The organism is Methylobacterium sp. PvP105 (genome assembly GCF_017876975.1).
Classification (GTDB): domain Bacteria; phylum Pseudomonadota; class Alphaproteobacteria; order Rhizobiales; family Beijerinckiaceae; genus Methylobacterium; species Methylobacterium radiotolerans.
This window is the reverse complement of record NZ_JAGIPA010000001.1, coordinates 2,384,662-2,409,200: the sequence shown is the minus strand read 5'-3', so window position 1 is coordinate 2,409,200 and position 24,539 is coordinate 2,384,662. Positions and strand designations below refer to the sequence as shown.

At 72.1% G+C, this 24,539-nt stretch carries 23 protein-coding genes; 11 read left to right on the top strand and 12 right to left on the bottom strand.

Going from position 1 to position 24,539, the window contains the following annotated elements; genetic code table 11:
- Nucleotides 1–96 precede the first annotated feature (96 nt).
- The 6 genes from J3A75_RS11535 to urtA all read right to left on the bottom strand — a co-directional run bounded on the left by J3A75_RS11535 (nucleotide 97) and on the right by urtA (nucleotide 7,188).
- A complete protein-coding gene (locus J3A75_RS11535) occupies nucleotides 97–1,425 on the bottom strand; it encodes an IS701 family transposase (RefSeq protein WP_209650116.1) in 1,329 nt (442 codons plus the stop codon).
- Between the two features lie 64 nt (nucleotides 1,426–1,489).
- Nucleotides 1,490–2,185 carry an urea ABC transporter ATP-binding subunit UrtE gene (urtE, locus tag J3A75_RS11530; protein ID WP_024830535.1) on the bottom strand — a complete coding sequence of 232 codons (696 nt, stop codon included), beginning with the start codon at nucleotides 2,183–2,185 and terminating at the stop codon, nucleotides 1,490–1,492.
- A gap of 2 nt (nucleotides 2,186–2,187) precedes the next feature.
- Nucleotides 2,188–2,985: an urea ABC transporter ATP-binding protein UrtD gene (gene urtD / locus J3A75_RS11525; RefSeq protein ID WP_012318430.1), complete on the bottom strand. Its 798-nt coding sequence runs from the start codon at nucleotides 2,983–2,985 to the stop codon at nucleotides 2,188–2,190.
- Nucleotides 2,982–4,136, bottom strand: coding sequence for an urea ABC transporter permease subunit UrtC (gene urtC / locus J3A75_RS11520; RefSeq protein WP_209650208.1), 1,155 nt, complete (start codon nucleotides 4,134–4,136; stop codon nucleotides 2,982–2,984). Before urtC ends, urtD begins: the two co-directional genes overlap by 4 nt.
- A 5-nt stretch (nucleotides 4,137–4,141) precedes the next feature.
- Nucleotides 4,142–5,713: an urea ABC transporter permease subunit UrtB gene (gene urtB, locus J3A75_RS11515; RefSeq protein WP_070999060.1), complete on the bottom strand. Its 1,572-nt coding sequence runs from the start codon at nucleotides 5,711–5,713 to the stop codon at nucleotides 4,142–4,144.
- Between the two features lie 179 nt (nucleotides 5,714–5,892).
- A complete protein-coding gene (gene urtA, locus J3A75_RS11510; protein WP_012318427.1) occupies nucleotides 5,893–7,188 on the bottom strand; it encodes an urea ABC transporter substrate-binding protein in 1,296 nt (431 codons plus the stop codon).
- A gap of 316 nt (nucleotides 7,189–7,504) precedes the next feature.
- Between urtA and J3A75_RS11505 the strand changes: the two genes are divergently transcribed.
- The gene (locus J3A75_RS11505; RefSeq protein ID WP_012318426.1) at nucleotides 7,505–7,723 is read left to right on the top strand and encodes a DUF6894 family protein; all 219 of its coding nucleotides are present in this window, start codon (nucleotides 7,505–7,507) and stop codon (nucleotides 7,721–7,723) included.
- A gap of 254 nt (nucleotides 7,724–7,977) precedes the next feature.
- Nucleotides 7,978–8,757 carry a Crp/Fnr family transcriptional regulator gene (locus tag J3A75_RS11500; RefSeq protein WP_043073482.1) on the top strand — a complete coding sequence of 260 codons (780 nt, stop codon included), beginning with the start codon at nucleotides 7,978–7,980 and terminating at the stop codon, nucleotides 8,755–8,757.
- A gap of 3 nt (nucleotides 8,758–8,760) precedes the next feature.
- Here the strand turns inward: J3A75_RS11500 and J3A75_RS11495 are convergent, their stop codons facing one another.
- Both J3A75_RS11495 and J3A75_RS11490 read right to left on the bottom strand, forming a co-directional pair.
- A complete protein-coding gene (locus tag J3A75_RS11495; protein ID WP_012318424.1) occupies nucleotides 8,761–9,480 on the bottom strand; it encodes an HWE histidine kinase domain-containing protein in 720 nt (239 codons plus the stop codon).
- A gap of 57 nt (nucleotides 9,481–9,537) precedes the next feature.
- Nucleotides 9,538–10,269, bottom strand: coding sequence for a Crp/Fnr family transcriptional regulator (locus J3A75_RS11490; RefSeq protein ID WP_012318423.1), 732 nt, complete (start codon nucleotides 10,267–10,269; stop codon nucleotides 9,538–9,540).
- A 424-nt stretch (nucleotides 10,270–10,693) separates the two neighbouring features.
- On the opposite strand from J3A75_RS11490, the gene J3A75_RS11485 reads away from it, so the two are divergent.
- Genes J3A75_RS11485 through J3A75_RS11465 form a run of 5 tightly spaced genes read left to right on the top strand, consistent with a single transcriptional unit; the run spans nucleotide 10,694 to nucleotide 15,776 of the window.
- On the top strand, nucleotides 10,694–11,626 hold the full coding sequence (locus tag J3A75_RS11485; protein ID WP_209650207.1) for an ABC transporter ATP-binding protein: 933 nt from the start codon (nucleotides 10,694–10,696) through the stop codon (nucleotides 11,624–11,626).
- Entirely contained in the window at nucleotides 11,623–12,516 is an 894-nt protein-coding gene (locus J3A75_RS11480) for a branched-chain amino acid ABC transporter permease (RefSeq protein ID WP_012318421.1), read from the top strand. The genes J3A75_RS11485 and J3A75_RS11480 overlap by 4 nt, the downstream gene beginning before the upstream one ends.
- Before the next feature lie 7 nt (nucleotides 12,517–12,523).
- Nucleotides 12,524–13,558: a branched-chain amino acid ABC transporter permease gene (locus J3A75_RS11475; RefSeq protein ID WP_209650206.1), complete on the top strand. Its 1,035-nt coding sequence runs from the start codon at nucleotides 12,524–12,526 to the stop codon at nucleotides 13,556–13,558.
- A 34-nt stretch (nucleotides 13,559–13,592) separates the two neighbouring features.
- Nucleotides 13,593–14,960: an ABC transporter substrate-binding protein gene (locus tag J3A75_RS11470; protein ID WP_012318419.1), complete on the top strand. Its 1,368-nt coding sequence runs from the start codon at nucleotides 13,593–13,595 to the stop codon at nucleotides 14,958–14,960.
- An 18-nt stretch (nucleotides 14,961–14,978) separates the two neighbouring features.
- Nucleotides 14,979–15,776 carry an ABC transporter ATP-binding protein gene (locus tag J3A75_RS11465; protein ID WP_029360587.1) on the top strand — a complete coding sequence of 266 codons (798 nt, stop codon included), beginning with the start codon at nucleotides 14,979–14,981 and terminating at the stop codon, nucleotides 15,774–15,776.
- Nucleotides 15,777–15,791: 15 nt separating this feature from the next.
- Here J3A75_RS11465 and J3A75_RS11460 read toward each other — a convergent pair whose 3' ends face one another.
- The 3 genes from J3A75_RS11460 to J3A75_RS11450 all read right to left on the bottom strand — a co-directional run bounded on the left by J3A75_RS11460 (nucleotide 15,792) and on the right by J3A75_RS11450 (nucleotide 17,694).
- Complete coding sequence (locus J3A75_RS11460) at nucleotides 15,792–16,013, bottom strand: hypothetical protein (RefSeq protein ID WP_012318417.1); 222 nt, start codon at nucleotides 16,011–16,013, stop codon at nucleotides 15,792–15,794.
- 99 nt (nucleotides 16,014–16,112) lie between these two features.
- Nucleotides 16,113–17,363 (bottom strand): hypothetical protein, encoded by a 1,251-nt coding sequence (locus tag J3A75_RS11455; protein ID WP_076730330.1) that lies wholly within the window; start codon nucleotides 17,361–17,363, stop codon nucleotides 16,113–16,115.
- A 55-nt stretch (nucleotides 17,364–17,418) separates the two neighbouring features.
- Nucleotides 17,419–17,694 carry a hypothetical protein gene (locus J3A75_RS11450; RefSeq protein WP_012318415.1) on the bottom strand — a complete coding sequence of 92 codons (276 nt, stop codon included), beginning with the start codon at nucleotides 17,692–17,694 and terminating at the stop codon, nucleotides 17,419–17,421.
- Nucleotides 17,695–18,291: 597 nt separating this feature from the next.
- Here J3A75_RS11450 and J3A75_RS11445 point away from each other — a divergent pair.
- The 4 genes from J3A75_RS11445 (at nucleotide 18,292) to J3A75_RS11430 (ending at nucleotide 23,234) form a co-directional block, all read left to right on the top strand.
- Nucleotides 18,292–18,498, top strand: coding sequence for a hypothetical protein (locus tag J3A75_RS11445; protein ID WP_209650205.1), 207 nt, complete (start codon nucleotides 18,292–18,294; stop codon nucleotides 18,496–18,498).
- A gap of 13 nt (nucleotides 18,499–18,511) precedes the next feature.
- Entirely contained in the window at nucleotides 18,512–19,384 is an 873-nt protein-coding gene (cysE, locus tag J3A75_RS11440) for a serine O-acetyltransferase (protein ID WP_012318413.1), read from the top strand.
- Between the two features lie 429 nt (nucleotides 19,385–19,813).
- Complete coding sequence (locus J3A75_RS37025) at nucleotides 19,814–21,253, top strand: family 2B encapsulin nanocompartment shell protein (protein ID WP_209650204.1); 1,440 nt, start codon at nucleotides 19,814–19,816, stop codon at nucleotides 21,251–21,253.
- The gene (locus tag J3A75_RS11430) at nucleotides 21,240–23,234 is read left to right on the top strand and encodes a family 2A encapsulin nanocompartment cargo protein cysteine desulfurase (RefSeq protein ID WP_209650203.1); all 1,995 of its coding nucleotides are present in this window, start codon (nucleotides 21,240–21,242) and stop codon (nucleotides 23,232–23,234) included. The genes J3A75_RS37025 and J3A75_RS11430 overlap by 14 nt, the downstream gene beginning before the upstream one ends.
- A gap of 48 nt (nucleotides 23,235–23,282) precedes the next feature.
- On the opposite strand, the gene serA is transcribed toward J3A75_RS11430, so the two are convergent.
- Nucleotides 23,283–24,506: a phosphoglycerate dehydrogenase gene (gene serA, locus J3A75_RS11425; RefSeq protein ID WP_209650202.1), complete on the bottom strand. Its 1,224-nt coding sequence runs from the start codon at nucleotides 24,504–24,506 to the stop codon at nucleotides 23,283–23,285.
- Nucleotides 24,507–24,539 lie beyond the last annotated feature (33 nt).

Genomic DNA, 24,539 nt, shown 5'->3' with positions numbered 1-24,539 from the left:
CGTCCCGATATTCGGCTCGAAGGGCTGTATTCCCAGGCGCGCCGGCGGCGGGGGCGGGGGCGCGGCGCGCCCTAGCACTACCTGGGCACTTTGAGGTCAGATGGTAGCCTGAAGCGGCTCTGACAGTGTGGACATCGGACGGGCGGGATCAGAGCGGCAAACAGCTGTCCGAGAATGGCCTTCCGCACGGCGGGCAGGCTGGGTGACGGCGGCGGACCCGGCAAGCGGGCTGTCATTTTTTCCCCGCTCCGTCCGACGATGCTCGGACAGACGCAGGTGCTGCAGGTAGGCGTAGGCGATGCACGTCATCAGCGTGTGCCGATGCAGCCCCGTCCAGGAGCGGCCCTCGAAGTGGTCGAGGCCGAGTTCCTCCTTCATCTGCTGGTGGGCCTGCTCACACACCCAGCGTGCCTTGATCGTGCCGGCCAGCGCCCGCCGGGTCGTCCGGGGCGACAGGTTGGACAGGTAGTACTTGCGCTCGCCTGACGTGCGCCACTCCCCCACGAGCCAGACCTCCGCGCCCGGCAGATGGCGGTTGTTGCCCCAGACCGGGCCATCGCCCACCCGCACCCGGATCATGGCGAACCGAGCCGTGAGCTTGCCTCTCGTGCCCTGGCGCCAGGTCACGCGCCGCCAGGCGAGATCTGCCAGAACCGCCTCGGCGTCCTGCGGCTCCTGGTCCGGCACGGGCTTGCGCGCCCGGCCCGTTGGCGACACGAGCTGCACGTCGGCGGGGTAGACCTTCTGGGTCTTGGCGATGCCGACTGCCCAGCTCAGACCACGCGCGTCGAGGCCGTGCCGGAACGCGGCGCTGCTGCCATAGCCCGCGTCGGCGAGCACCACACCGAAGCGCAGGCTCTCAGCCCGCAGGCGTTCGAGTTCGGAGAGCGCGATCTCAATTTTGCTCCGCGGCGCGACCGCCGCCTCCGGCACGCCAGCTTGCGCACACCGCTCCGGGACGCTCGTCCACTCATCGGGCAGGAACAGGCGCAAGGCGACCGGCACGGGCACCTCATCGTGCGCCAGGGTGAGGGAAACCAGCGCTTGGCAGTTCGCCTTTTTGCCCAGCGCGCCGCAGTACTGGCGCGCTACGCCGACTGAGAGTGTGCCCTTCTTCGGCAGGGCTGTGTCGTCGATGACCAGGTACGCGTCCGGTCCACCGACCAGCCGATCGGCTTCACGGGCCAACGCCGTCCAGAGTGGGCCGTCGTCCCAAGCTGGACTGGCGATGAAGTGCTGGAGTTGATCGTGGCCCGACAGCCCGAGGCGTCCGGCCATTGGCTGCAAGCTCTTGCGCTCACCGGGGCCAAGCAGGCCGCGCAGGTACAGCGGCGCCCAAGTCCGCCGAGTCTTGCGGCCGATCACAGCGAGAAACGGCGTCAGCCACGCAGCAAGCCCATCTGTCTGGTCGCGATCCTCAGCCATCGCTGCCTCCTGAACCATCGCCAGGAAACAACTCACCAAGGCGCATCAAAGTGCCCAGGTAGTGCTAGACGGACATCCACCGGAGGACGTCGGCCTCGACCATCCCGGCCCGGGGGCCGGCCAGCACCACCTGCCCGCGATCCATCACCGCGTAGGAATCGCAGAGGTCGCGGGCCCACTCGAAATACTGCTCCACCAGCACGATCGCCATCTCGCCCTTGCCGCGCAGGTAGGTGATCGCCCGGCCGATATCCTTGATGATCGAGGGCTGGATGCCCTCGGTGGGCTCGTCGAGCACGAGGAGCTTCGGCCGGGTCACCAGCGCCCGGGCGATGGCGAGCTGCTGCTGCTGCCCGCCCGAGAGGTCGCCGCCGCGCCGGTGCAGCATGTCCTTGAGCACCGGGAACAGGTCGTAGATCTCCCCGGGGACGTGGCGGTCGCGGCGCTTCAGCGGCGCGAAGCCGGTCTCGAGGTTCTCCTTCACGGTCAGCAGCGGGAAGATCTCGCGGCCCTGGGGCACGAAGGCGATCCCGGCCCGGGCCCGGTCGTAGGGGGCGAGATCCTGGATCGGGCGGCCGGCGAGGCGGATCGCGCCGGAGCGCACCGGCTGCTGGCCGACGATCGCCCGCATCAGCGAGGTCTTGCCGACGCCGTTGCGGCCGAGCACCGTCGTGACCTGCCCGGCCTCGGCCGTGAGGGAGACGCCGCGGAGCGCCTGCGCGGCGCCGTAGTAGAGGTCGATGCCGTCGACGGAGAGCATGGTCATCGCCCCAGATACACCTCGACGACCCGCGGGTCGGCCGAGACCGCGTCGATCGAGCCCTCGGCCAGCACGGCGCCCTCGTGCAGGCAGGTGACCCGGCACCCCAGATCGCGGACGAAGTGCATGTCGTGCTCGACCACGAGGACGGCGTGCTCGCCGGCGATGCGCCGGAGCAGGCGGGCGGTCTCGGCGGTCTCGGCGTCGGTCATGCCGGCCACGGGCTCGTCGACCAGCAGCAGCTTCGGGTCCTGCGCGAGCAGCATGCCGATCTCCAGCCACTGCTTCTGGCCGTGGCTGAGATCGGCCGCCGGCCGGCCCCGGTGGGCGAGCAGGCCGACGGTCTCCAGAAGGGCGTCGATCCGCTCCCGCGCCACCCGGTTGCGCCAGCCGAACAGGGACGCGAAGGCCGCGCGCGGCCCTTTGAGGGCGAGCAGGATGTTGTCGGCGACCGTGTGGCTCTCGAACACCGTGGGCTTCTGGAACTTGCGGCCGATGCCGAGGTCGGCGATCGCCGGCTCGTCGCTCCTGAGCAGGTCGTGGCTGCCGTCGAACAGGGCGATGCCGCTGTCCGGCCGGGTCTTGCCGGTGATGCAGTCCATCATGGTGGTCTTGCCGGCGCCGTTCGGGCCGATGATCGCCCGCAGCTCGCCGCGGGCCAGCGTCAGCGACAGGCCGCGCAGGGCCTTGTAGCCGTCGAAGGTCACCCGCAGGTCGTCGAGGTAGAGGAGCGCGTCCGTCTCCCGCTTCCGGTTGGCGGGGCCGCGGGTGTCCGGGCGTTCGAGGAGGTCGGTGCTCATGCGCCCTGCCCTTGTTCGACGCGGTCCGGGGCGATGTCGGGCTCCGGCGGCAGCTTGGCGGCCGCACGCCGGGAGCCGAGGCGCTCGATCGCGGTGCCGACGAGGCCGCGCGGCAGGAACAGCGTCACGACCACGAACAGGGCGCCCAGCGCGAACAGCCACGCGTCGGGCATCGCCCCGGTGAGCACGGTCTTGGCGTAGTTGACCAGCACGGCGCCGAGCGCCGCGCCGACCAGCGTGCCGCGGCCGCCCACCGCCACCCAGATCACCGTCTCGATGGAGTTGGTGGGCGCGAACTCCCCCGGGTTGATGATGCCGACCTGCGGCACGTAGAGGGCGCCGGCGACGCCGGCCATCATGGCCGAGACCGTGAAGGCCAGCGTCTTGAAGTGCTCCGGCCGGTAGCCGAGGAAGCGGGTGCGGCTCTCGGCATCGCGCACGGCGATCAGGATCTTTCCGTACGCCGAGACCGTCATGACCCGGGCGATCAGGTAGCCCAGCGCCAGCGCGATTCCGGTGGCGACGAAGATGCCGACGCGGAAGTTCTGGGACTGAACCGGGAGTCCCAGAAAATCCTTGAAGTCGGTCAGCCCGTTGTTGCCGCCGAGGCCCATGTCGTTGCGGAAGAAGGCGAGCATCAGCGCGTAGGTCAGCGCCTGCGTGATGATCGACAGGTAGACGCCCGTCACCCGCGACCGGAAGGCGAGCCAGCCGAACAGGAAGGCGAGCAGGCCCGGCACCAGCAGCACCATCAGGGCCGCGAAGGCGAAGTGGTCGAAGCCGTACCAGTACCAGGGCAGCGCCTTGTAGTTCAGGAACACCATGAAGTCGGGCAGGACCGGGTTGCCGTAGACGCCCCGGGATCCGATCTGCCGCATCAGGTACATGCCCATCGCGTAGCCGCCGAGGGCGAAGAACGCCCCGTGGCCGAGCGAGAGGATGCCGCAATAACCCCAGACGAGGTCGAGGCTGACCGCGAGCAGCGCGTAGGCGAGGTACTTGCCGAACAGCGCCACGAGGTAGGTCGGCAGGTGCAGGCCGGAGCCCTCCGGCACCGCGAGGTTCAGCACCGGCACGGCGAGGCAGAAGGCGGCCAGGACGGCGAGGAAGATCCAGCCCTTCCGGTCGATGAGGGGGGTGCGGGACGGCATGGGGCTCACGATTCCACCGCCCGGCCCTTGAGCGCGAACAGGCCGCGCGGGCGCTTCTGGATGAACAGGATGATGAAGATCAGGAGGCCGATCTTGGCCAGCACCGCGCCGATATACGGCTCGGCGAGCTTGTTCACGACGCCGAGCGTCAGCGCCGCCACCAGCGTCCCCCAGAGGTTGCCGACGCCGCCGAACACCACCACGAGGAACGAGTCGATGATGTAGCCCTGGCCGAGGTTCGGCGAGACGTTGTCGATCTGCGAGAGGGCGACGCCCGCCATCCCCGCGATGCCGGAGCCGAGCCCGAAGGTCAGGGCGTCGACGTAGGGCGTGCGGATGCCCATCGCGGCGGCCATGCGGCGGTTCTGGGTGACCGCCCGGGTCTTCAGGCCGAACGACGTCCTCCGCAGCACGAACAGGAGGCCCAGGAACACCGCCAGCGCGAACACGATGATCCACATCCGGCCCCAGGTGATCGACAGGCCGTAGAGGTCGAAGGCGCCGCTCATGAAGGCGGGGGCGCCGACCTCGCGGTTGGTCGGTCCGAAGATCGTGCGCACGCCCTGCTGCAGCGCGAGGCTGACCCCGAAGGTGGCGAGCAGCGTCTCCAGGGGACGCCCGTACAGGAAGCGGATGATGAACCGCTCGATCAGCACGCCGACGAGGCCGGCGACCAGGAACGCGCACGGGATGCTGATCGCCAGCGACCAGCCGAACAGGGACGGCGCCTTGGTGCGGATCAGCTCCTGCACGAGATAGGTCGTGTAGGCGCCGAGCATGACCATCTCGCCGTGGGCCATGTTGATCACGCCCATCACCCCGAAGGTGATGGCGAGCCCGATGGCGGCGAGCAGCAGGACCGAGCCGAGCGAGATGCCGTACCAGACGTTCTGGAGGGCCCCGAGGATCGCGAGCCGCGTCTCGATCGCCGCGATGCCGCGGCCGGCGGCGGCCCGCACGGCCTCGTTCGGATCCGCCGCGAGACCGCGCAGGATGCCCATCGCGTCGCCATCGCCCCGGGCCTGGATGGCGGGAATCGCGGCCAGCCGGTCGGCGTCCGCGGTGCCGGGCCTGGCGAGCAGCACGGCGGCGCGGGCCTCGGTGAGCGCCTGCCGGACGCCCGCGTTGGTCTCGCGGGTCAGCGCCGCGTCGAGGGCCGGCAGCGCCGCCGCGTCCCGGGCCTTGAACACCGCGTCGGCGGCGGCGCGGCGCTTGGCCGGATCGGGGCTGGCGAGGTCGAGCTGGCCGCGGGCCGCCTCGATCGCCCGGCGGACCCGATTGTTGGCCCGCACGGGCCTGAGGTCGGGGCTGTCGGCGGCCGGGGCGCCGGTCCTCGCGTCCACGACGGCGCCACCCTGCCGGATCAGCAGCGTCTTGTCCGGGCGCACCAGCAGGCGGCCGTCCGACAGGGCCGCGAGGATCGCGTCGGCGCGCGGGTCGCCGCTCGCCGCGAGGCCGGAGACGCCGGCCTCGATCTCGGCGTAGCCGTCCCCGGCGAGCTGGCCGTAGGGATCGGCGGTCTGCGCCAGCGCCGGGACGGCGAGGAGCAGGAGGAGGAGGCAGAGGAGACGGAGCATCGAGACTTTCGGCACGACGGCTGACTCTCCTCCCCCTTGCAGGGAGGAGCCGGAGTTGGGGGTGGTGCAGGATCGAGCGGGGCGGTGCCTTCTGCACCACCCCCACCCCTCCCCCTCCCCGCAGGCTTGAGCGGATCCCGGGCAGGCCCGGGATCGCCCGGGGAAGGGATGGAGACGCCTCAGGCGCCGCCGCAGGACTTGGTCTTGGTGTTGTAGTTGCCGCACTTGAGCTTGACCCAGTCGGCCTCGAGGTCCTTCGAGCCCTCGAGCTGCTTCGACCACGCCTCGCCGGGGATCAGGCCCTCGGTCTTCCACACCACGTCGAACTGGCCGTTCGCCTCGATCTCGCCGATGAAGACCGGCTTGGTGATGTGGTGGTTCGGCAGCATCGTCGCGGTGCCGCCGGTGAGGTTCTTCTGCTCGATGCCCGGCAGCGCGTCGATCACCTTGTCGGGGTCCGTGGTGCCGGCCTTCTCGACCGCCTTCACCCACATGTTGAAGCCGATGTAGCTGGCCTCCATCGGGTCGTTGGTGACGGCCTTGGGGTTCTTCTTGAACGCCTGCCACTTCTTGATGAACGCCTCGTTCTCCGGCGTCTTGATCGACTCGAAGTAGTTCCAGGCGGCGAGGTGCCCGACCAGCGGCTTGGCGTCGATGCCGGCGAGCTCCTCCTCGCCCACCGAGAAGGCGACGACCGGGATGTCGGTGGCCTTGATGCCCTGGTTGCCGAGCTCCTTGTAGAACGGCACGTTGGCGTCGCCGTTGATGGTCGAGACCACGGCGGTCTTCTTCCCGGCCGAGCCGAACGCCTTGATCTTCGACACCTCGGTCTGCCAGTCCGAGAAGCCGAACGGCGTGTAGTTGATCAGGATGTCCTCGTCCTTGACGCCCTTGGACTTCAGGTAGGCTTCGAGGATCTTGTTGGTGGTGCGCGGGTAGACGTAGTCGGTCCCCTCCAGCACCCAGCGCTTGGCGCCGCCGCCATCCTCCGACATCAGGTAGTCGACCGCCGGGATCGCCTGCTGGTTCGGGGCGGCGCCGGTGTAGAACACGTTGCGCTCGCTCTCCTCGCCCTCGTACTGGACGGGGTAGAACAGGATGTTGTCGAGCTCCTTGAACACCGGCAGCACGGACTTGCGCGACACGCTGGTCCAGCAGCCGAACACGGCCGCGACCTTGTCCTTGCTGATCAGCTCGCGGGCCTTCTCGGCGAAGAGCGGCCAGTTCGAGGCCGGATCGACCACCACCGGCTCCAGCTTCTTGCCGAGCACGCCGCCCTTGGCGTTCTGCTCGGCGATGAGCATGAGCATCACGTCCTTCAGGGTGGTCTCCGAGATCGCCATCGTGCCCGACAGCGAGTGCAGGATGCCGACCTTGATGGTCTCCTGCGCCCGCGCGGCGCCCGCTCCCAGCGTGCCCATCGCCAGCCCGGCGGCCAGCGCGGCGGCCGAGGCCCAAGTTCCAAATGCCTTCATGGCGGTCCCCTGCGTCGTCTTCCTCGCGACGGGCCGACCTTCGCAAATCGTGTGCCAATTATTTAGGCATGCCGCGTCGGGAGGCTGTTCCGGGTCCGGCGGCGCCCAGAAGGGCGGCGTTTCGCCCGCCAGACCGGCAGCGCCGTGCCGCGTCCTGCGGCGTCCGCGAGCGGGCGGACCAAGCGATAGGCATCCGCGCCGGGACTTTCGCGCGCACGTTGATCGGACGCGGATCGATGCCACTTACCTCAGCCCCCGGCGCGCGGCGCCCGCGCGCCGGGGCGGGAGCGGGTCCGGACCTGAGCTGAAGGATGTCATGGCAGAGCGCTACTATTTCCGCCTGAGGAGCGACGGCGAGACGATCGAGGACGAGACGGGCGTCCTCGCCGCGACGGTCGCGCACGCGGAATCGGAAGCGCTGGTGCTGATCGAGGAGTTCCGGAAGGCCGGCGAGCTGCCGGACGCCGCGGCGGGCTGGCGGATGGAGATCCATGACGGGAACGGCACCGTCCTGCGCACGCTTCGGCTCTCCTGACACGCCGATCCGGCCCGCATGGCCCGGCGCGCCCTCCGCGGCCGATCCCGGGAGGCGGCGCCGGTCCGGTCGCGCCGAGGGCCGCATTCGGGCGCCGGCGCACCCCGGCGTCGAAGGTTCCTCGCGGATCGGCGCCGTCGGGATCCGGATCAGAGGCGTGGAGATCATTTGATGACCTCGCGGAGTAAGGATAAGCCGTCGCGCGTTCACGCAGAGGCGCCTCCGCGCGCGGGGCAGGACGTCCGGGAGATCCCTTGAACCCCTTCCTTCGCAAGCTGGCGCTGCGCGCGAACCTGGACGACGGCGACGTGGCCGCGCTGGGCGCGGCGACCAGCGATGTCGCGCAGGTCGAGGCGGGCCGCGACCTGGTCTCGGAAGGCGTGCGGCCCGACGCCGCCTACGTGATCCTCGACGGGTTCGCCTGCCGCTACAAGCTGGTGCCCGACGGGGGGCGCTCGATCCTCGCCTACCTCGTTCCCGGCGACGGCTGCGATCTGCACGCGTCGCTGCTCAACCGGGCGATCCACTCCGTGGCGACGCTGACGCCCTGCACCGTCGCCTCGGTCCCCTACCGGACGATCAAGGAACTCGCCGCCCTCCGGCCCAACATCTACCGCGCCCTGTGGTGGTCGGTCCTAGTCGACGAGGCCGTCCTGCAGGAATGGCTCGTCGGGGTGGGGCGCCGGTCCGCCGACAAGCAGGTCGCCCACATCATCTGCGAGCTCTTCGCGCGCCTGAACGCCGTCGGCCTCGGCCTGGAGCCCGAGTACCGCCTTCCGCTGGCGCAGTCCGAACTGGCCGACACGGCGGGGCTCTCGAACGTCCACCTCTCGCGCGTCCTCTCCGACCTGCGCAGGGCCGGGCTGATCGAGAGCGGGCGCAAGAGCGTGCGCGTGCCGAATCTCGAACGTCTGCGGGAGTTTTCCGGGTTCACGCCCGACTACCTGCTCCTGCCCGGCCCGAACCCGGCCGTGGAGGCGCTCGGCGCGCTGCCGCAGATGACCGGGCAGGTGCGGGCGGCGTCGAGCTCGTGAGCCTCACCGGCCGTCGCTCTCGCAGCCCGTCTCGGGATCCTCGGCCACGCGGCGCCCGACCTGGGCCGTGAGCGGCACGCGGATCGTGCAGCGCAGCCCGTCCGGCTCGTAGCGCAGGTCGACCGCCGCGCCGAGATCGTAGGCCAGCATCTCCGTCAGCACGTCCGTGCCGAAGCCGCGCCGGCCGGAGGGCACGACCCCGCGGCCGCCGGTCTCGGCCCAGTCGAGGCTGAGGACGGGCGGTCCGGCCTCCGTGTCCGCCACCCGCCACGCGGCGCGGATCCGGCCCTGGGGGAGCGCCAGGGACCCGTGCTCCACCGCGTTGCTGGTCAGTTCGTGCAGGGCCAGCGCGACGACCTGGGCGGCCTTGGGGCGGAGGCGCACCCGCGGGCCGGCGAGGCTGGCCTGCTCGCCCTCGCGGGCGAGGTGGAACATCAGCTCGTCCGAGATCAGCGTGTGCAGGTCGGCGTCGCCGAACGCGTCCGTGGCGGCCTGCACCCGCATGATCGCCCCGAACCGGCCGTCGAGATGCGCCACGTAGCTCTCGACATCGGCGGCACTGTCGGCGGACCGGTGCATGACGGTGCGCAACATCGCCATCGTGTTGCGCATCCCGTGACGCAGGCTGTCCGGGAGCCCCGCCCCGTCGAGCAGCCGGCGCAGGCGCGCGTTGTCGGCCTCCAGGAGTGCGAGACGCTCCGCCGGATCGCGAGGGTCTGTCATGCCGGGCCACTCCGGATGTCGTTCAACCTGGCTCAATCGCCTCGGGACCGGCAGGGTTCAGCGCGCGGCAGCGTGGTCGGCCTCGATGAGATGGAGATACGCGGTGTCGAAATGCGCGAGCCGCGCGAGCGCGGCCGGATCGTGGATCGTCAGGCGCCGGCTGCGCAGGGTGATCAGCCCCATGCCGCGCAGTTCCTGGAGCGTGCGGTTGATGTGCACGCTGGTCTGCCCCATCGCGTCGCCGAGATCGTTCTGCGTCATCGGCATCGCGCAGGTATTCCCGTCCGTCAGGCCGACGGCCGCGAGGCGCGCGTGCAACTCGCAGAACAGGTGGGCGAGGCGCTCGATCCCGGTTCGGCTGCCGAGGCTGACCGTCCACTCGCGCTGGATCGCCGCATTGGCCAGGGCCTCGCGGTGGAAGGCCATGTCGAGCCGCGGGCTGCGGGCGGTCAGATCCCGCATCGCGGGGCCGGAGATCTGGCCGAGGAGCACGGGCGTGATCGCGCCGATCGCGTGATCCATCTCGTCGAGGAGGAAGACGTGTGGGTCGCACGGGTCGCCCGGGAGCAGGAGCGAGACGATCTGGCGGCGCCCGTTGGCGAACTGCCGGTACCGGCAGGCCCAGCCCTCGAGGATCACGTTGATCGCGCGCGGATCGTCGCCCACGTGGATGATGTCGGTGCGGGCGGCGACCATGCGGCTCGGGCTCATGGCGTCGGCCAAGCACATCCGGTCGTCTTCGGAGAGCCGGACATAGCAATTTAGCTTGTGCGCGAGCGGGTTTGGCATGGCGGCGACTCCACGACGGCGTGGGGGCGCGAACCTACATTTTGTTTCAAGCCATGAATACTTATGCAGATTAGTTTATGCTACCGTAAGGTGTCTTTCCGCCCGCCGCGCCGGGCCGATCCGCCCGGATCCGGGCCCGTCACCGTCCCGGGGCGGCAAGATCTGGGTGGTGTGCGCGGACCCTCGGCACGACTAGGGAAGTGATCCCGCGCCGGCGCGTCCCGGAAGGAGAATGTTCGCGCGCCATATCGAAATTGAAAAGACTGTGCCTTTGACTTCGTGTGCGCCGCACAGCAGGATTTGACCGGCGGGAACATCGGAATGTTCGCCGGGGACGTGTCGTCGTCCTGTCTCTCGCCTTCTCTCAACGGGTGCCGCCGGTTCGCGCCGCAGCGGACGACCTATCGTGGACGGATCCTTGCCCATGCAGCCTGCGCTGCGCCTCGTCCGCCCCGTTCTGGACGGGCGGACCCCCATCCCCCGCCCCGCCGCTCGCCCGGCGGCAGGGCCCGGCGGCAGCCCGCACCGGGATGGGGCGGACGCGATCCTGTCGGTCGAGGGACTGTCCCTCGCCTTCGGCGGCACGGTGGCCTTCGCGGAGATCGACCTCGCTGTCGGGGCCGGCGAGATCCACGCCGTGATCGGGCCGAACGGCGCCGGGAAATCCTCGCTCATCAACGCGATCACCGGCCTCTACGCGCCGCGGGCCGGGCGGGTGCGGCTCGGCGCGGAGACCTTCGCCCGAGTGCCGGCCGGACGGCTCGCCGCGCTGGGCGTCGCCCGGACCTTCCAGAACCTCGCCCTGTTCGCGGGCCTGAGCGTGCGCGACAACGTCCTCGCGGGGCTCTCGGCCGCGCGGCGCGCCGGGCTCGGGGCCCAGATCCTGGGCCTGCCCTCCGCCCGGCGGGAGGCGCGCGCGCACCGCGCCGCCGCCGAGGCGGTGATCGGGCGCCTGGGCCTCGGGGCAGTGGCCGACCGCCCGGCCGGCAGCCTCCCCTACGGGCTCCAGAAGCGGGTCGAGCTCGGCCGAGCCCTGGTGGCCGAGCCGCGACTCCTGCTCCTCGACGAGCCGATGGCCGGCATGACGGCGACCGAGAAGGCCGAGATGACCGGCTCCATCCGTGCGGCGCGGGAGCGGTCCGGGGCCGCGATCGTGCTGATCGAGCACGATATCGGCGTCGTCATGCGCCTCTCCGACCGGGTGACCGTGCTCGACCACGGCCGCCGCATCGCCACCGGCACGCCGGCGGAGGTTCGGGCGGACCCGGCGGTCATCGCGGCCTATCTGGGGCTCGCGGACGGGGATGCGGAGGGAGATGCGGACGCGGATATCGACGCGGACGCGGCCGCCGCATGAGCCCGGACCTCGCCTTCCTGATCGAGGTCGTGGTCGGCGGCCTCCTCTCGGGCGTCATGTACGCCCTCGTGGCGATCGGCTTCGTGCTGATCTACAAGACCTCGGGCGTGCTCAACTTCGCGCAGGGCGCGATGGTGCTGCTCGCCGCCCTCACCTTCGTGAGCCTGACCGAGCGCGGGCTGCCCTTCCCGGCGGCCCTGGCGGCGACGCTCGCCGCGATGGTGGTGGTCGGCCTCGCGGTGGAGCGGGCGGTGCTGCGGCCGCTGGTCAACCAGCCGCCGATCACCCTGTTCATGGCGACGCTGGGCGTCGCCTACGTGATCGAGGGCGCGGCCCAGCTCGCCTGGGGCACCCAGGTCCATGGGCTGGACCTCGGCATCGACGACACGCCGATCGACCTCGGCGGCGTGCTGGTCAGCCGGTTCGACCTGTTCGCCGCCGCGGTCGCGGGCCTGATGGTGGCGCTCCTCTCCGCCTTCTTCCGCTACACCCGCACCGGCCTCGCCTTCCGGGCGGTGGCGGACGATCCGCTCGCCGCCCTCAACACCGGCCTGCGCCTGCCCCGGATCTGGTCGGCGGTCTGGATCGCCGCCGGGATCGTCGCCCTGGTGGCGGGGCTGCTCTGGGGCGCGCGGCTCGGCGTGCAGTTCTCCCTGTCGCTGGTGGTGCTGAAGGCCCTGCCGGTCCTCGTGCTCGGCGGCTTCGACTCCATCGCCGGGGCGATCGTGGCCGGGCTGATCGTCGGCGCGGCGGAGAAGCTGTCCGAGGTCTATCTCGGGCCGGTCATCGGCGGCGGGATCGAGGGCTGGATCGCCTACGTGGCGGCCCTGGGCTTCCTGCTGGTCCGGCCGTCGGGCCTGTTCGGCCTGCGCGCCGTCGAGCGGGTCTGAGGACACCATGGACGCCCTCCCCCTCGCCGCACCGCGCCTCGGCCTGTCCGCCCGCACCCTCGGTCTCGGCGCCCTGCTGGTCCTGGCCTACGGGATCGTGCCGCTCACCGGCACGAGCTACGTGTTCGAGGCGCTGCTGACGCCGTTCCTGGCCCTGGCGCTGGCCGGCCTCGGGCTCAACCTGCTCACCGGCTATGCCGGGCTGCTCTCCCTGGGCTCGGCCGCCTTCATGGCGGTCGGAGCCTACGCGGCCTTCAACCTGTCGCTGCGCCTGCCCGGCCTGCCCCTGCCGGTGTCGCTCCTGCTCGCCGGCCTCGTGGCGGCGCTCGCCGGGCTGGTGGCGGGGCTGCCGGCCCTGCGGCTGCGCGGCTTCTACCTCGCGGTCTCGACGCTCGCCGCGCAGTTCTTCGTCGCCTGGGCGCTGAACCGGATCGGCTGGATCTCCGACGACAGCCCCTCCGGCGTCATCACCGCCCCCCGGCTGGTGGTGGCCGGCCTGTCCTTCGACGATCCGCGCGGGCGCTACCTGTTCTCGCTGAGCGTGGTCACGCTGCTGACCGTCCTGGCGTGGCGCCTCGTGGCCTCCCCCACGGGCCGCGACCTCGTGGCGATCCGCGACAACGAGACCGCCGCCCGCCTCGTCGGCGTGAAGGTTGCCCGGACCAAGCTCCTGGCCTTCGCGGTCTCGTCCTTCGTGATCGGGATCGCCGGGGCGCTGTGGGCCTTCGCGTATCTGCGCACCGTCGAGCCGGCGGGGTTCAACCTCGACCGCTCCTTCCAGATCCTCTTCATCGTCATCATCGGCGGCCTGGGCACCCTGCGCGGCGCCTTCCTGGGCGCGGGCTTCATCGTGGTGCTGCCCCTGCTCCTCGCGCGCCTCGGCGCGGCGCTCCTGGGCGACGGGTTCGATTCCGGCACCCTGGAGATGGTCCAGCGCATCGTGCTCGGCGCCCTGATCGTCGCCGTGCTGATCCGCGAGCCCGCCGGCCTCGCCGCCCTCCTCGACCGGGCGGGCCGCCGCCTCGGCCGCCGCGCCGCCTGATCCCCCTTCCCGTCTGACCAACCCCAGGACGACCATGCCCCTGACGACCCGTCTCCGCGCCGCGCTCCTCGCCGGCACCGTCGTGCTCGCCGGCGCGGCCCCCCGGGCCGGACGGGCCGACGAGCAGTATTTCCCGCTCCAGAGCTACCGGGTCGGCCCCTACGCGGCCGGCGGGACCGGCTTCTTCGGCGGCTTCATCGACTATCTCAACCTGATCAACGCCCGGGACGGCGGGGTGAACGGCGTCAAGCTCACTTGGAGCGAGGGCGAGACCCAGTACGAGGTCGAGCGCGGCGTCGAGGTCTACGAGCGGCTCAAGTCCCGGCCCGGCATCGCTGCCTGGAACCCGCTCTCGGTGGGCATCGCCTACGCGATGATCGACCGCATCACCGCCGACAAGGTGCCGCTGATCACGATCAACCACGGCCGCACCGATTCCACCGACGGGCGCGTCTTCCCCTACGTGTTCCCGCTGCTGCTCAACCCCTACAGCGAGACGAGCGGCATCATCCAGTATCTCGGCACCCGCGCGGGCGGCCTCGACAAGCTGAGGGGCAAGACCGTCGCGGTGCTCTATCACGGCTCGCCCTACGGCAAGGAGACGATCCCGATCTACGCGCAGCTCGCCGCGCGCTACGGCTTCACCGTCGCGCAGATCGAGGTGCCCCATCCCGGCAACGAGCAGCAGTCGCAGTGGCTCACGATCCGGCGCCTGCGGCCCGACTTCGTGGTGCTGCGCGGCTGGGGCGTGATGAATCCGGTGGCCCTCAAGACCGCCCAGAAGACCGGCTTCCCGGCCGACCGGATCGTCGGCAATGTCTGGTCGAACTCGGAGGAGGACGTCATCCCGGCGGGCGACGCCGCCAAGGGCTACGTCGCCATCACGACCCAGGCCTCGGGCACGGCCTACCCGGTGATCCAGGAGGTCGTCGGCAAGGTCTACGGGGCCGGCAACGGCAACCTCGCCGACCGGAGACGCATCGGCAGCGTCTACCACAATCTCGGGGTGCTGAACGGCATCCTCAACGTCGAGGCGGTGCGGATCGCGCAAGGCAAGTTCGGCCAGCGCACGCTCACCGGCGACGAGGTGCGCTGGGGCTTCGAGCACCTGCGCCTCGACGAGGCCCGGGTGGCGGCGCTCGGCGCCAAGGGCCTGTTCCACTCGATCAACGTCACCTGCGCCAACCACGAGGGCGAGGGCCGCGTCACCTTCCAGCAATGGGACGGGGCGAAGTGGACCGTGGTGTCCGACTGGATCGCCCCCGACTGGGCGAGCCTGCGCCCGATCATCGAGGCGTCCGCGACCGCCTACGCCAAGGAGCACGGCATCACCCCGCGCGACTGCGCGGCGGAGGAGGCCGCGGACGCGGGCGGCAAGCACGCCGCCGCGGCGGCCCGGTGAGCGCCCGGTGAGCGCCCGATGAGCGCCGCGCCGACCCTCCTGGAGGTCGAGGCCCTGGAGGTCGTCTACGGCGGGGCGGTGCACGCCCTGCACGGCGTCGACCTCGCGGTCCGGGCGGGGGAGATCGTCGCCCTGGTCGGCGCCAACGGCGCCGGCAAGACGACCCTGCTGCGGGCGGTGTCGAACCTGCTGCCGGCCCTGCGCGGCCGGGTCACGGCCGGGCGCCTCGCCTATGACGGGCGCGACGCGACGCGGACCCGGACCGACGCCCTCGTCCGCGCCGGTCTCGTGGGCGTGCTGGAGGGGCGCCACTGCTTCCGGGGCCTGAGCGTCCAGGAGAACCTCGTCGCGGGCGGCCTCGGGCGCGGCTCGGGCCGCGGCGGCCTGCGCGCCGATCTGGAGCGGGTCTACGGCCTGTTCCCGCGGCTCGCCGCGAAGCGGGGCGTCGCCGCCGGCCTGCTCTCGGGCGGCGAGCAGCAGATGGCGGCGATCGGTCGGGCGCTGATGGGGCGGCCGCGGCTGCTCGTCCTCGACGAGCCGTCCATGGGACTCGCCCCCCGCGTGGTGGAGGAGATCTACCGGGTGCTCGCCGGCCTGAACCGCGCCGAGGGTCTGACCCTGCTGGTGGCCGAGCAGAATCTCCGCCTCGCCCTGCGCCACGCCCACCACGCCGTCGTGCTGGAGAACGGCCGCAGCGCGCTCGCCGGCACCGCCGCGTCCCTGCGAGGGCGGGACGACGTCCGGTCCCTGTATCTCGGCGGCGCCGATGAGCCCGACGCGGCGCTGCCGGAGACGCGCCGCCGCGCGCCCGCCTGACGGCGCCGGCCTGCGTCAGGACTCCCGGTCGGCGCGGCGCAGGGACCAGAGCAGGGTGCCGTGGGCGTCGACCAGCCACAGGGCGTTCACCGCGTCGTCCTCGATCGTCAGCGAGCGGCCGTTGGCGAGGCGGACCGCCTCCTTCGCGTCCGCGGCCGTGAGCACCTCGTCGACGCGGGGCGCGCCGATCTCGCCATCCTCGCCGCGGACCGCCCCGCGCAGGCGATAATCCGGCATCCGTCGAACCCCCGTCTCCCCGCGGCCGGCGCCCGTCCGGGGCGTGCCGCGGGTGCGAAGATAGGCGCCGGCGCGGCGTGTCGAGGGTCGGCGGCGTCGCTACGGTCCGGCGCGGCTCGCCAGGATCTGCTGCGGCTCCGCGAGGAACAGCGCCCGCAGCGCGGCAGCCGACGCGCGGGGCGGCAGGTCGAGGGCGTGCCGCGTCGCGGCGATCCGGGCGGCGCAATCGCCCGACGGGAAAGCCGCTTCGGCCGTCGACCGCGCGGCGCCCGGGCCCGTGGCGGGCGGGTCCGCCCAGACCGCTCCGTCCGGCCGCGCGGCCCGTGCCCGGGCGAGGAGCGGGGCGAGCCCGTGGGACGCGGGCTGCTCGGCCCGCAGGCGCGCGTCGAGCGCCACGAGGTCGCCGGCCGCGAGGAGGCCGCAGGCCGCCGCGTCCCCCCGCTCCAGCGTCGCCAGGATCCGCTGGCCCAGGGCGCGGACGACGCCGTCATCGGCCGCCCGGAAGCGCCGCTGCAGGTAGCCGGCGGCCATCCGCCTCAGGCCCGCGGCGGCCTCCGCCTCGGGCCGGCCGGCGGCGTAGCCGTCCCGGTACCACCGGGTGATCGGGGCGAGCCCCGCCGCCTCGGCCCGGCGCAGGATCGGCAGGCTCCGCAGGATCGCGGCCCGCGCCCCGGCCGCGCTCGGATCCGCGTCCAGGGTCGAGTCGGGGAAGCGGTCCGTTCCGACGACCTCGGTGACGATGCCGGCCGCGCGCAGCTCGCCGTCCGTCGGGATCCAGATCCCGGCCGGGGGCACCGCCAGCGCCCGCGTCACGAAGGCCGCCGGCAGGCCAGCGGCCCGGTAGGCCGCCCGCTCCGGCGCGGAATCCACCGGGCGCATCCGCCCCCGCGCCCCGATCTCGTAGGGCGCGTGGAAGCCGAGCCGCGCGCCGGTCGCGAGGTAGCGCGTCCGGCCGCGGACGAAGATCAGCGTGCAGGCCGAGGCGCAGGCGTCGGGGACGTAGGTGGCGAGCCCCCGCGCCGCCACGAGCGCCCCGATCGCCGCCCCCTCCTCCACGAGGCCGCCGTCGCTCGTGAGATGGATGCGCGCGATCCGCGGGTGCGCGGCGAGGATGGCGGCGGCCCGCGCGGCGACGCCCGCCGTGAGATCGCCCGCGAGCCGCAGGTCCCGGCCGCCCGGCCCGACCGTGAGCCGGGCCGGGACGTCCGGTCCGCCGGCCGCGGTGGCGGCCGCGGCGCGGCCCTTCGGCGTGTGTCCGGCCGCGGCCGGGCCGGCGGCACCGAGCGCCAGGGTGAGCGCGCAGGCAGCCGTCCCCGTCCGGCGCCTCCACCCGCGGGGGAAGACCGACATGACAGGTTCCCATCGTTCGTGGTCGGAGAGGCCGGCGCGGCCGGCAGCGGCGCGCCTACTGGAGGTAGGCGACGAACATCTCGGACACGGCCCGGGACGCGTAGGCTTCCGGGCTCTCGCCCCAGCGGATCGGGAAAGCCTCCGCCACCCGGCGGCCGGCGAGGATGCGGGCGACCTCGTCGGGCATCAGGCCGTCGTCGAGGGCGCTCGCGAGGGCGGCGCGTTCGTGGGAGGGATGGGAGCGGATGCTCCGGGACAGGGCTCGGCCGAGGGCGGCCGGTTCGGGGCTCAGGTCGGGACGGGTGTTCCGGGTCGTGTCATAGGTCAGCATCGATGGTCGCCTCTCGTGTCTGATATCGTGCGCTCTCCTCCTCCTGGACGCGGCAACACGGCAGACACGGCGCAATCATCCGGGCGATCCGTTCCTTGCTGGCGATCACGGCAAACCTCCGTTCGGCTCCGCTTCGACTGCGTGTCGGCGGGGCCACGACTGGGCCACGACTGGGACACGACTGCGCGTCGACACCGTCAATGTAGGGGGCGGTCCCGAGAATGTGCTGCCAAATTGGCGAGGACTTGCAGCGCAGGTTGTTCGTCGAAGCCGCGTCGCGGAGCAGAAGCACGGGGCCGGCGGGGGCGCGCCGGCGTCGCGGCCGCGATCGACGGCCCGTGCCGGCCGGGGTCTGGCCGCGCCCGGAGCATGCCGGAGACCGGGCTTGCCAAAGACGGGGCGATGCTTAAATATCGTTCTGTGACAGAGGCTTAGCGAAGACGATGCTCCGGTTTCGGGCCCGCGCGGCCGAAACCTTCTCCGGCAAGCCGGGGTGTCCGGAAAAGGCTTCTCGCCGGCGGCGCAGGCCCCGGCACAGGCGCCCCCCGGCGGCAGAATCAGCCCGCCACAGACGGCCGATCCAAGGGGAACGACACCATGGCCTCAGGGACGATGATGCAGGGCGACGCGGTCGTGTTCGCGCGCCCCGACCTCGCCGAGATCCTGGGAATCTGGCGGCACGCCCGGGGCCGGGTGGTGGGCGTCCACCGCGCGGGCGACGCCCCGGCGATTGTGGACGTGACGTTCCAGGGGCACGGCACCCTGGAGCGCTACCTGCCCAACCTGTTCCGCCCCGTGCCGTGATCGGCGGCGACCGATGCATCACGCCGCCCTGCCCGCCGCGGGTGCCACGATGGCCGTGGTCCAGCCGCCCCTGCGCATCACGAGCCGCGGCACGGGGGAGGCCGAGGTCTGGGCGGCCCTGCGCGCCGAGGCCGAGGCGGCCCTGATCGAGGAGCCGCTCTATGCCGGGATCATCCAGGCGACGATCCTCGACCAGCGCTCGCTGGCCCAGGCCTTCGCCTACCGGCTCGCCCACCGCCTCGGGGACGGCGACCTCGCCCGTCTGTCGATGCGCGACCTGTGCCTCTCGGCCTTCGAGGCCGACCCGCAGGCCGGCGCCCACGCGGTGCGCGACCTCGTGGCGATCCGCGAGCGCGACCCGACCTGCCGCCGCTACCTCGACCCGTTCCTGTTCTACAAGGGGCTGGCGGCGCTCGAGGCCTACCGGGTCGGCCACTGGCTCTGGCACCGGGGCCGGGCGACCCTGGCGCTGCACGTCCAGAGCCGGATCTCCGAGGTGTTCGGCTGCGACATCCACCCGGCGGCCCGGATCGGCTCGGGGGTGTTCATCGACCACGCCACCGGCGTGGTGATCGGCGAGACCACGGCGATCGCCGACGACGTCTCGATCCTCCAGTCGGTGACGCTCGGGGGCAACGGCAAGGAGAGCGGCGACCGGCACCCCAAGATCGAGCGCGGGGTGCTGCTCAGCGTCGGCGCCAAGGTGCTGGGCAACATCCGCGTCGGGGCGGGCGCCAAGGTCGCGGCCGCCGCGGTGGTGCTGCAGGACGTGCCGCCCCACACGACCGTGGCGGGCGTGCCGGCCCGGGTCGTCTCGCGCCTGCCCGTCGGCGAGGAGCCGGCGCTCAGCATGGACCAGTCCTTCGGCTACGGGGATGGCATCTGAGACGCGCGAAAGATTATTCCTGACAACAAAGTCGTCCGGCCGCCGCCGCGGCGCGCGGCGTAGTAAAATGAAATTCTCTGACCGGACGGTCTGAGGATGATCATGTCCTATGTGCCGTGCATGCCAGGGTGCCCGCTTCCAAGAAGGCGCGGAAAATAGGGATATCCTTTCGTTGACCATCGGGCGAATCAGACCTTATCCAGACCTCGCCGGAGAAGCGATGACGCGAGACCGGTTGAGCGGCCTGACGATGGCTGTCTGGCCGCGGAGAATGCGTGCTTTGATTGACGACTCGGTCGCTCAGGTCGCGGTCGTCGTCAGATCTTGATCGAAACGTCTTGCGCCCGCCTCGCACAACCTGCGGGGCGCACCGCCGCCGCGCGGAACGATGCGGCGCGCCTGCAATCTTGGATGGAGTGAGGACGAACGATGAGCGGACCGGGTCTGAGCGTGAGCGCCACGGCGGCACGCAATCTTGCGACGGCGACCGTCACCTCGGTCCAGAACGCGGCCAACACGCCGCGCTGGCTGCTCCGGCTCCTGCCCTTCGTGGACGTTGCGGGCGGGGTCTACCGCGTCAACCGCCGCGCCGTCGTGCTGGCCAAGCCCGGCCGGATCGATCTCGTCGCCGAGGACAAGGGGGATGGCAAGGGGGATGGCAAGGGGGATGGCAAGGGAGATGGCAAGGGCCGGGTGATCCGCCCGTCCTCCCTGCGCGCCGTGCCGCTGTTCAGCCGGCTGGGCGATGCCGAATTGGCCACGCTGGCGGCCAAGTTCACCGAGAGCCGGCACCAGGCCGGCGCGGTGATCCACGAGGAGGGGTCCGCGGGCCGCAGCCTCACGGTCGTGGCCGACGGCACGGTCGAGCTGACCCTCTCGGGTCCCTACAAGGGCCGCCTGCGCCAGGGGCTCGCCACGAAGGGCGACTATTTCGGCGATGCCGGTCTCGCCGGCGAGAGCGCGCCCGCCCCGGCCGTGAAGGCCCTGTCGGCCGTGACCCTCCTGACCCTCGATGCCGCCGCGGTGGAGAGCGAGGAGATCCGCGCCAAGATCGCGCAGTACCGCGAGGAGCGCGACCGCCTCAAAGGGCACACCAATTCCTACGGCGAGCAGGGCATCGAGCTGCTGGCGGTCCATACCGGCGAGCCGCGCCTGCCGACGACCTTCGTCGACTACGAGGTCGATCCGCGCGAGTACCACCTCTCGACCATCCAGACGATCCTCAACACCCACACGCGGGTCACCGACCTCTACTCCAACGAGATCGACCAGCTCCGCGAGCAGATCCGCCTCACGGTCGACGCCGTGAAGGAGCGCGAGGAGTGGGAGCTCCTGAACAACGCGCAGTTCGGCCTGCTCCACGAGGTCGGCCCGCGCCAGCGCATCCCCACCCGCGGCGGCCCGCCCACCCCGGACGACCTCGACGAGCTGCTGACCCTGGTCTGGAAGAAGCCCGCCTTCTTCGTGGCCCATCCCCGCGCCATCGCGGCCTTCGGCCGGGAGGCGACCCGCCGCGGCGTGCCGCCGGTCGTCGTCCACCTGTTCGGCGCGCCGTTCATCACGTGGCGCGGCGTGCCGCTGGTGCCGAGCGACAAGCTGCCGATCGACATCGACCCGGTGACCGGGGCCGAGACCACCGCGATCCTGCTGCTGCGCGTCGGCGAGGGCGAGCAGGGCGTGGTCGGCCTGCAGAAGTCGGGCGTGACCGGCGAGATCGAGCCCGGCCTGTCGGTGCGCTACATGGGCACCAACGACCACTCGATCGCCTCGCACCTCGTGACCCGCTACTTCTCGGCCGCCGTGCTGGTCGAGGACGCGATCGCCCGCCTCGATAACGTGCTGCTGGGCAACTACCATGACTACGCCTGAGGCCTTCGCCCTCGGGCTGCCCGGGGCGAGCCCGGGCGAGCTGGCCCACGCGGATCTCGTCGGGCGCCTCGCCCGGGAGATCTACCGGCAGGGGCAGGCCGCGAGCCAGCCGTTCGCGCCGGAGATCCCCGCCGGCCCCCAGGTCCCGCAGGCGCTCGAGGGCCTGCCCCAGGGCCCGGGCGGGGCGCCGCTGCCGGGCGCGCCCGTGGGCGTCCCCTCCGCTCCCGCGGGCGGCCAGCCCGCCGGGCTGCAGCCCGACGCGTCGGCGCTGCCGGCGCGCTCCTTCGGGGCGCCGCCGGTCGGCCTGCCGGGCCTCTCCGGCCCGACCCTGCCGAACCGCGCACCCGCGAGCCCGGCGTTCCCCGACGCGGCGGCGATCCCGCCTGTCCACCCCGCGAGCCCGCGCCCCGTCCTGCCCGATTTCTCCCTCGCCGGCGCCCCGGCGCTGGCGGCCGCCCTCCCCGGCGGTCCGGAGCTGCACCGCCAGATCGCCGCCGACCACCCCCGCGCCAACGCCTTCGCGCACGCCCTCGTCCCGGACCTCGTGCCCGCCGACCCGTCGAAGGCCGGCCGCGATGAGGCGCCGGAGAGCCTCGCCCGGACCGGTCGGCGGTCCCGGGCGCCCGAAGCGCCGGCTGGCGACTACTACTTCCTGCCTCTCGGCCCCGGGCCGGCCCGCGGGGCGGCGGCGAGCCCACGGGTCGAGCCGACCCGCTATCCCGGTCCGGCGCCGCGCCTCGCCGCCCAGGGATCGAGCCCGGTGGCGGCGCCCTTCGATGTGGAGCAGGTCCGCCGGGACTTCCCGGCCCTGCATCAGAGCGTCAACGGCCACCCGCTGGTCTGGCTCGACAACGCCGCCACCACCCACAAGCCCCAGGCCGTGATCGACGCGACCGCGGCGTTCTACGCCCGGCACAACTCGAACATCCACCGGGCCGCCCACACCCTGGCCGCGCGCGCCACGGACCTGTTCGAGGGCGGCCGCGAGGCGGTGCGCCGCTTCCTCAACGCCCCGTCGAAGGACGACATCGTCTTCCTGCGCGGCACCACGGAGGCGATCAACCTCGTCGCCAATTCCTACGGCCGGGCCCAGATCGGCCCGGGCGACGAGATCATCGTCTCGACCATCGAGCACCACGCCAACATCGTGCCCTGGCAGCTGCTGGCGCAGCAGACCGGGGCGACGCTCCGGGTGATCCCGGTGAACGACCGCGGCGAGATCATCTTCGAGCAGTACGCGGCGCTCCTGTCGGGCCGCACCAAGATCGTCTCGGTGACGCAGGTGGCCAACGCGCTCGGCACCGTGAACCCGGTGCGGGAGATCATCCAGCTCGCCCACGCCTACGGGGTGCCGGTGCTGGTCGACGCGGCGCAATCCTCGCCGCACATGCCGCTGGACGTGCAGTCCCTGGACGCGGACTTCCTGGTCTTCTCCGGCCACAAGGTGTTCGGGCCGACGGGCATCGGCGCGCTCTACGGCAAGACGCACCTGCTCGAGGCGATGCCGCCCTGGCAGGGCGGCGGCCACATGATCGAGGACGTCACCTTCGCGAAGACCGTCTACAAGGGCGCGCCCGAGAAGTTCGAGGCCGGCACGCCCGACATCGCCGGGGCGGTCGGTCTGGGGGCGGCGCTCGACTACCTCGCGGGCATCGGCATGCCGGCGATCGCCGCCTACGAGCACGACCTCCTGGACTACGCGCAGGGCGGCCTCGCCGACGTGAAGGGCCTGCGCCTGATCGGCACGGCCCGGGAGAAGGCGAGCGTGATGTCCTTCGTGATCGAGGGGCAGACGAACGAGGCGGTGGCGCACCACCTCGACGCGCACGGCATCGCGGTGCGCTCGGGCCATCACTGCGCCCTGCCGGCCCTGCGCCGGTTCGGCGTCGACCAGTCGGTGCGGGCCTCGCTCGCCTTCTACAACACCCGCGCGGATGTCGACGCCTTCCTGAGGGCGCTGCACACCCTGCCGCGGCCTTGAGCAGAGGGCGCCGGCCGCGCGCCGGCGCCCCGTTGCGGGCCGGGCTCTCTACCCCGCCTTCGGCCGCAGGTGCCGGGTCCTCACGGTGCCGTCGATGGCCCGCAGCGCGTGCAGGACCCCGTCCGCCTCGCCCGGCGGCACCGACGCGTCCACCACGACGTAGCCGAACTCGCCGTCCGTCTGCAGGTACTGCGCGTCGATGTTGAGCGACCGGCCCGAGAAGATCGCGTTGATCTGCCCGAGCACGCCGGGCACGTTCCGGTGCACGTGGAGGAAGCGCGCGCCGGACAGGCGCGGCGGCAGCTGGACCTGCGGGAAATTCACCGCGCCGAGCGTCGATCCGGTCTGGATGTAGTCGACCAGCTTGCGGGCCACCTCCGCGCCGATGCGATCCTGGGCCTCCTCGGTCGAGCCGCCGACATGGGGGGTGAGGATGACGTTCGGCAGGCCCTGCAGGGGCGAGACGAAGCGCTCGGCGTTGGACGTCGGCTCCACGGGAAAGACGTCGATCGCGGCCCCGGCGAGATGCCCGTCGCGCAGCGCCGCCGCGAGGGCGTCCAGGTCCACGACCGTGCCGCGGCTGTTGTTGATCAGGTAGGCGCCCGGCTTCATCGCGCGGATCCGCTCCGCGCCCATCAGCCCGTGGGTCAGCGGCGTCTCCGGGACGTGCAGGCTGACCACGTCGCTGGCGGCGAGCAGGGCCTCGAAGCTCTCGGTCGGCTCGGTGTTCCCGTGGCGCAGCTTGTCGGTGAGATCGTAGAAGATGACGCGCATGCCCATCGCCTCGGCGAGGTTCGAGAGCTGCGCGCCGATATTGCCGTAGCCGACGATCCCGAGGGTCTTGCCGCGCACCTCGAAGGCGCCGGTGGCCGACTTGTCCCAGCCGCCGGCATGGGCGGATTCCGAGCGCGGCAGGATGCGCCGGAGCAGCATCACGATCTCGCCGATCGTGAGTTCGGCGACGCTGCGCGTGTTCGAGAACGGCGCGTTGAAGACCGGCAGGCCGCGGGCGCGCGCCGTCTCGAGGTCGACCTGGTTGGTCCCGACGCTGAAGCAGCCGATGGCGGCGAGATTGGGCAGGGCGTCGAGAAGCGCGGCGGTGACCTGCGTGCGCGAGCGGATGCCGAGGACGGTGACGTCGGCCAGATCGCGGGCATCCTCGGGGCTGACCGCGCGCGGCAGTTGCCGGATGGCGCCGATCCCGGCCTGGGTGAAGATCTTGGACGCCGTTGGCGCTATGCTTTCGGTCAGAACGACGCGCTCGGTCGACACGGTGTGTCCTCCTTCCACGGACGGGATGCGATC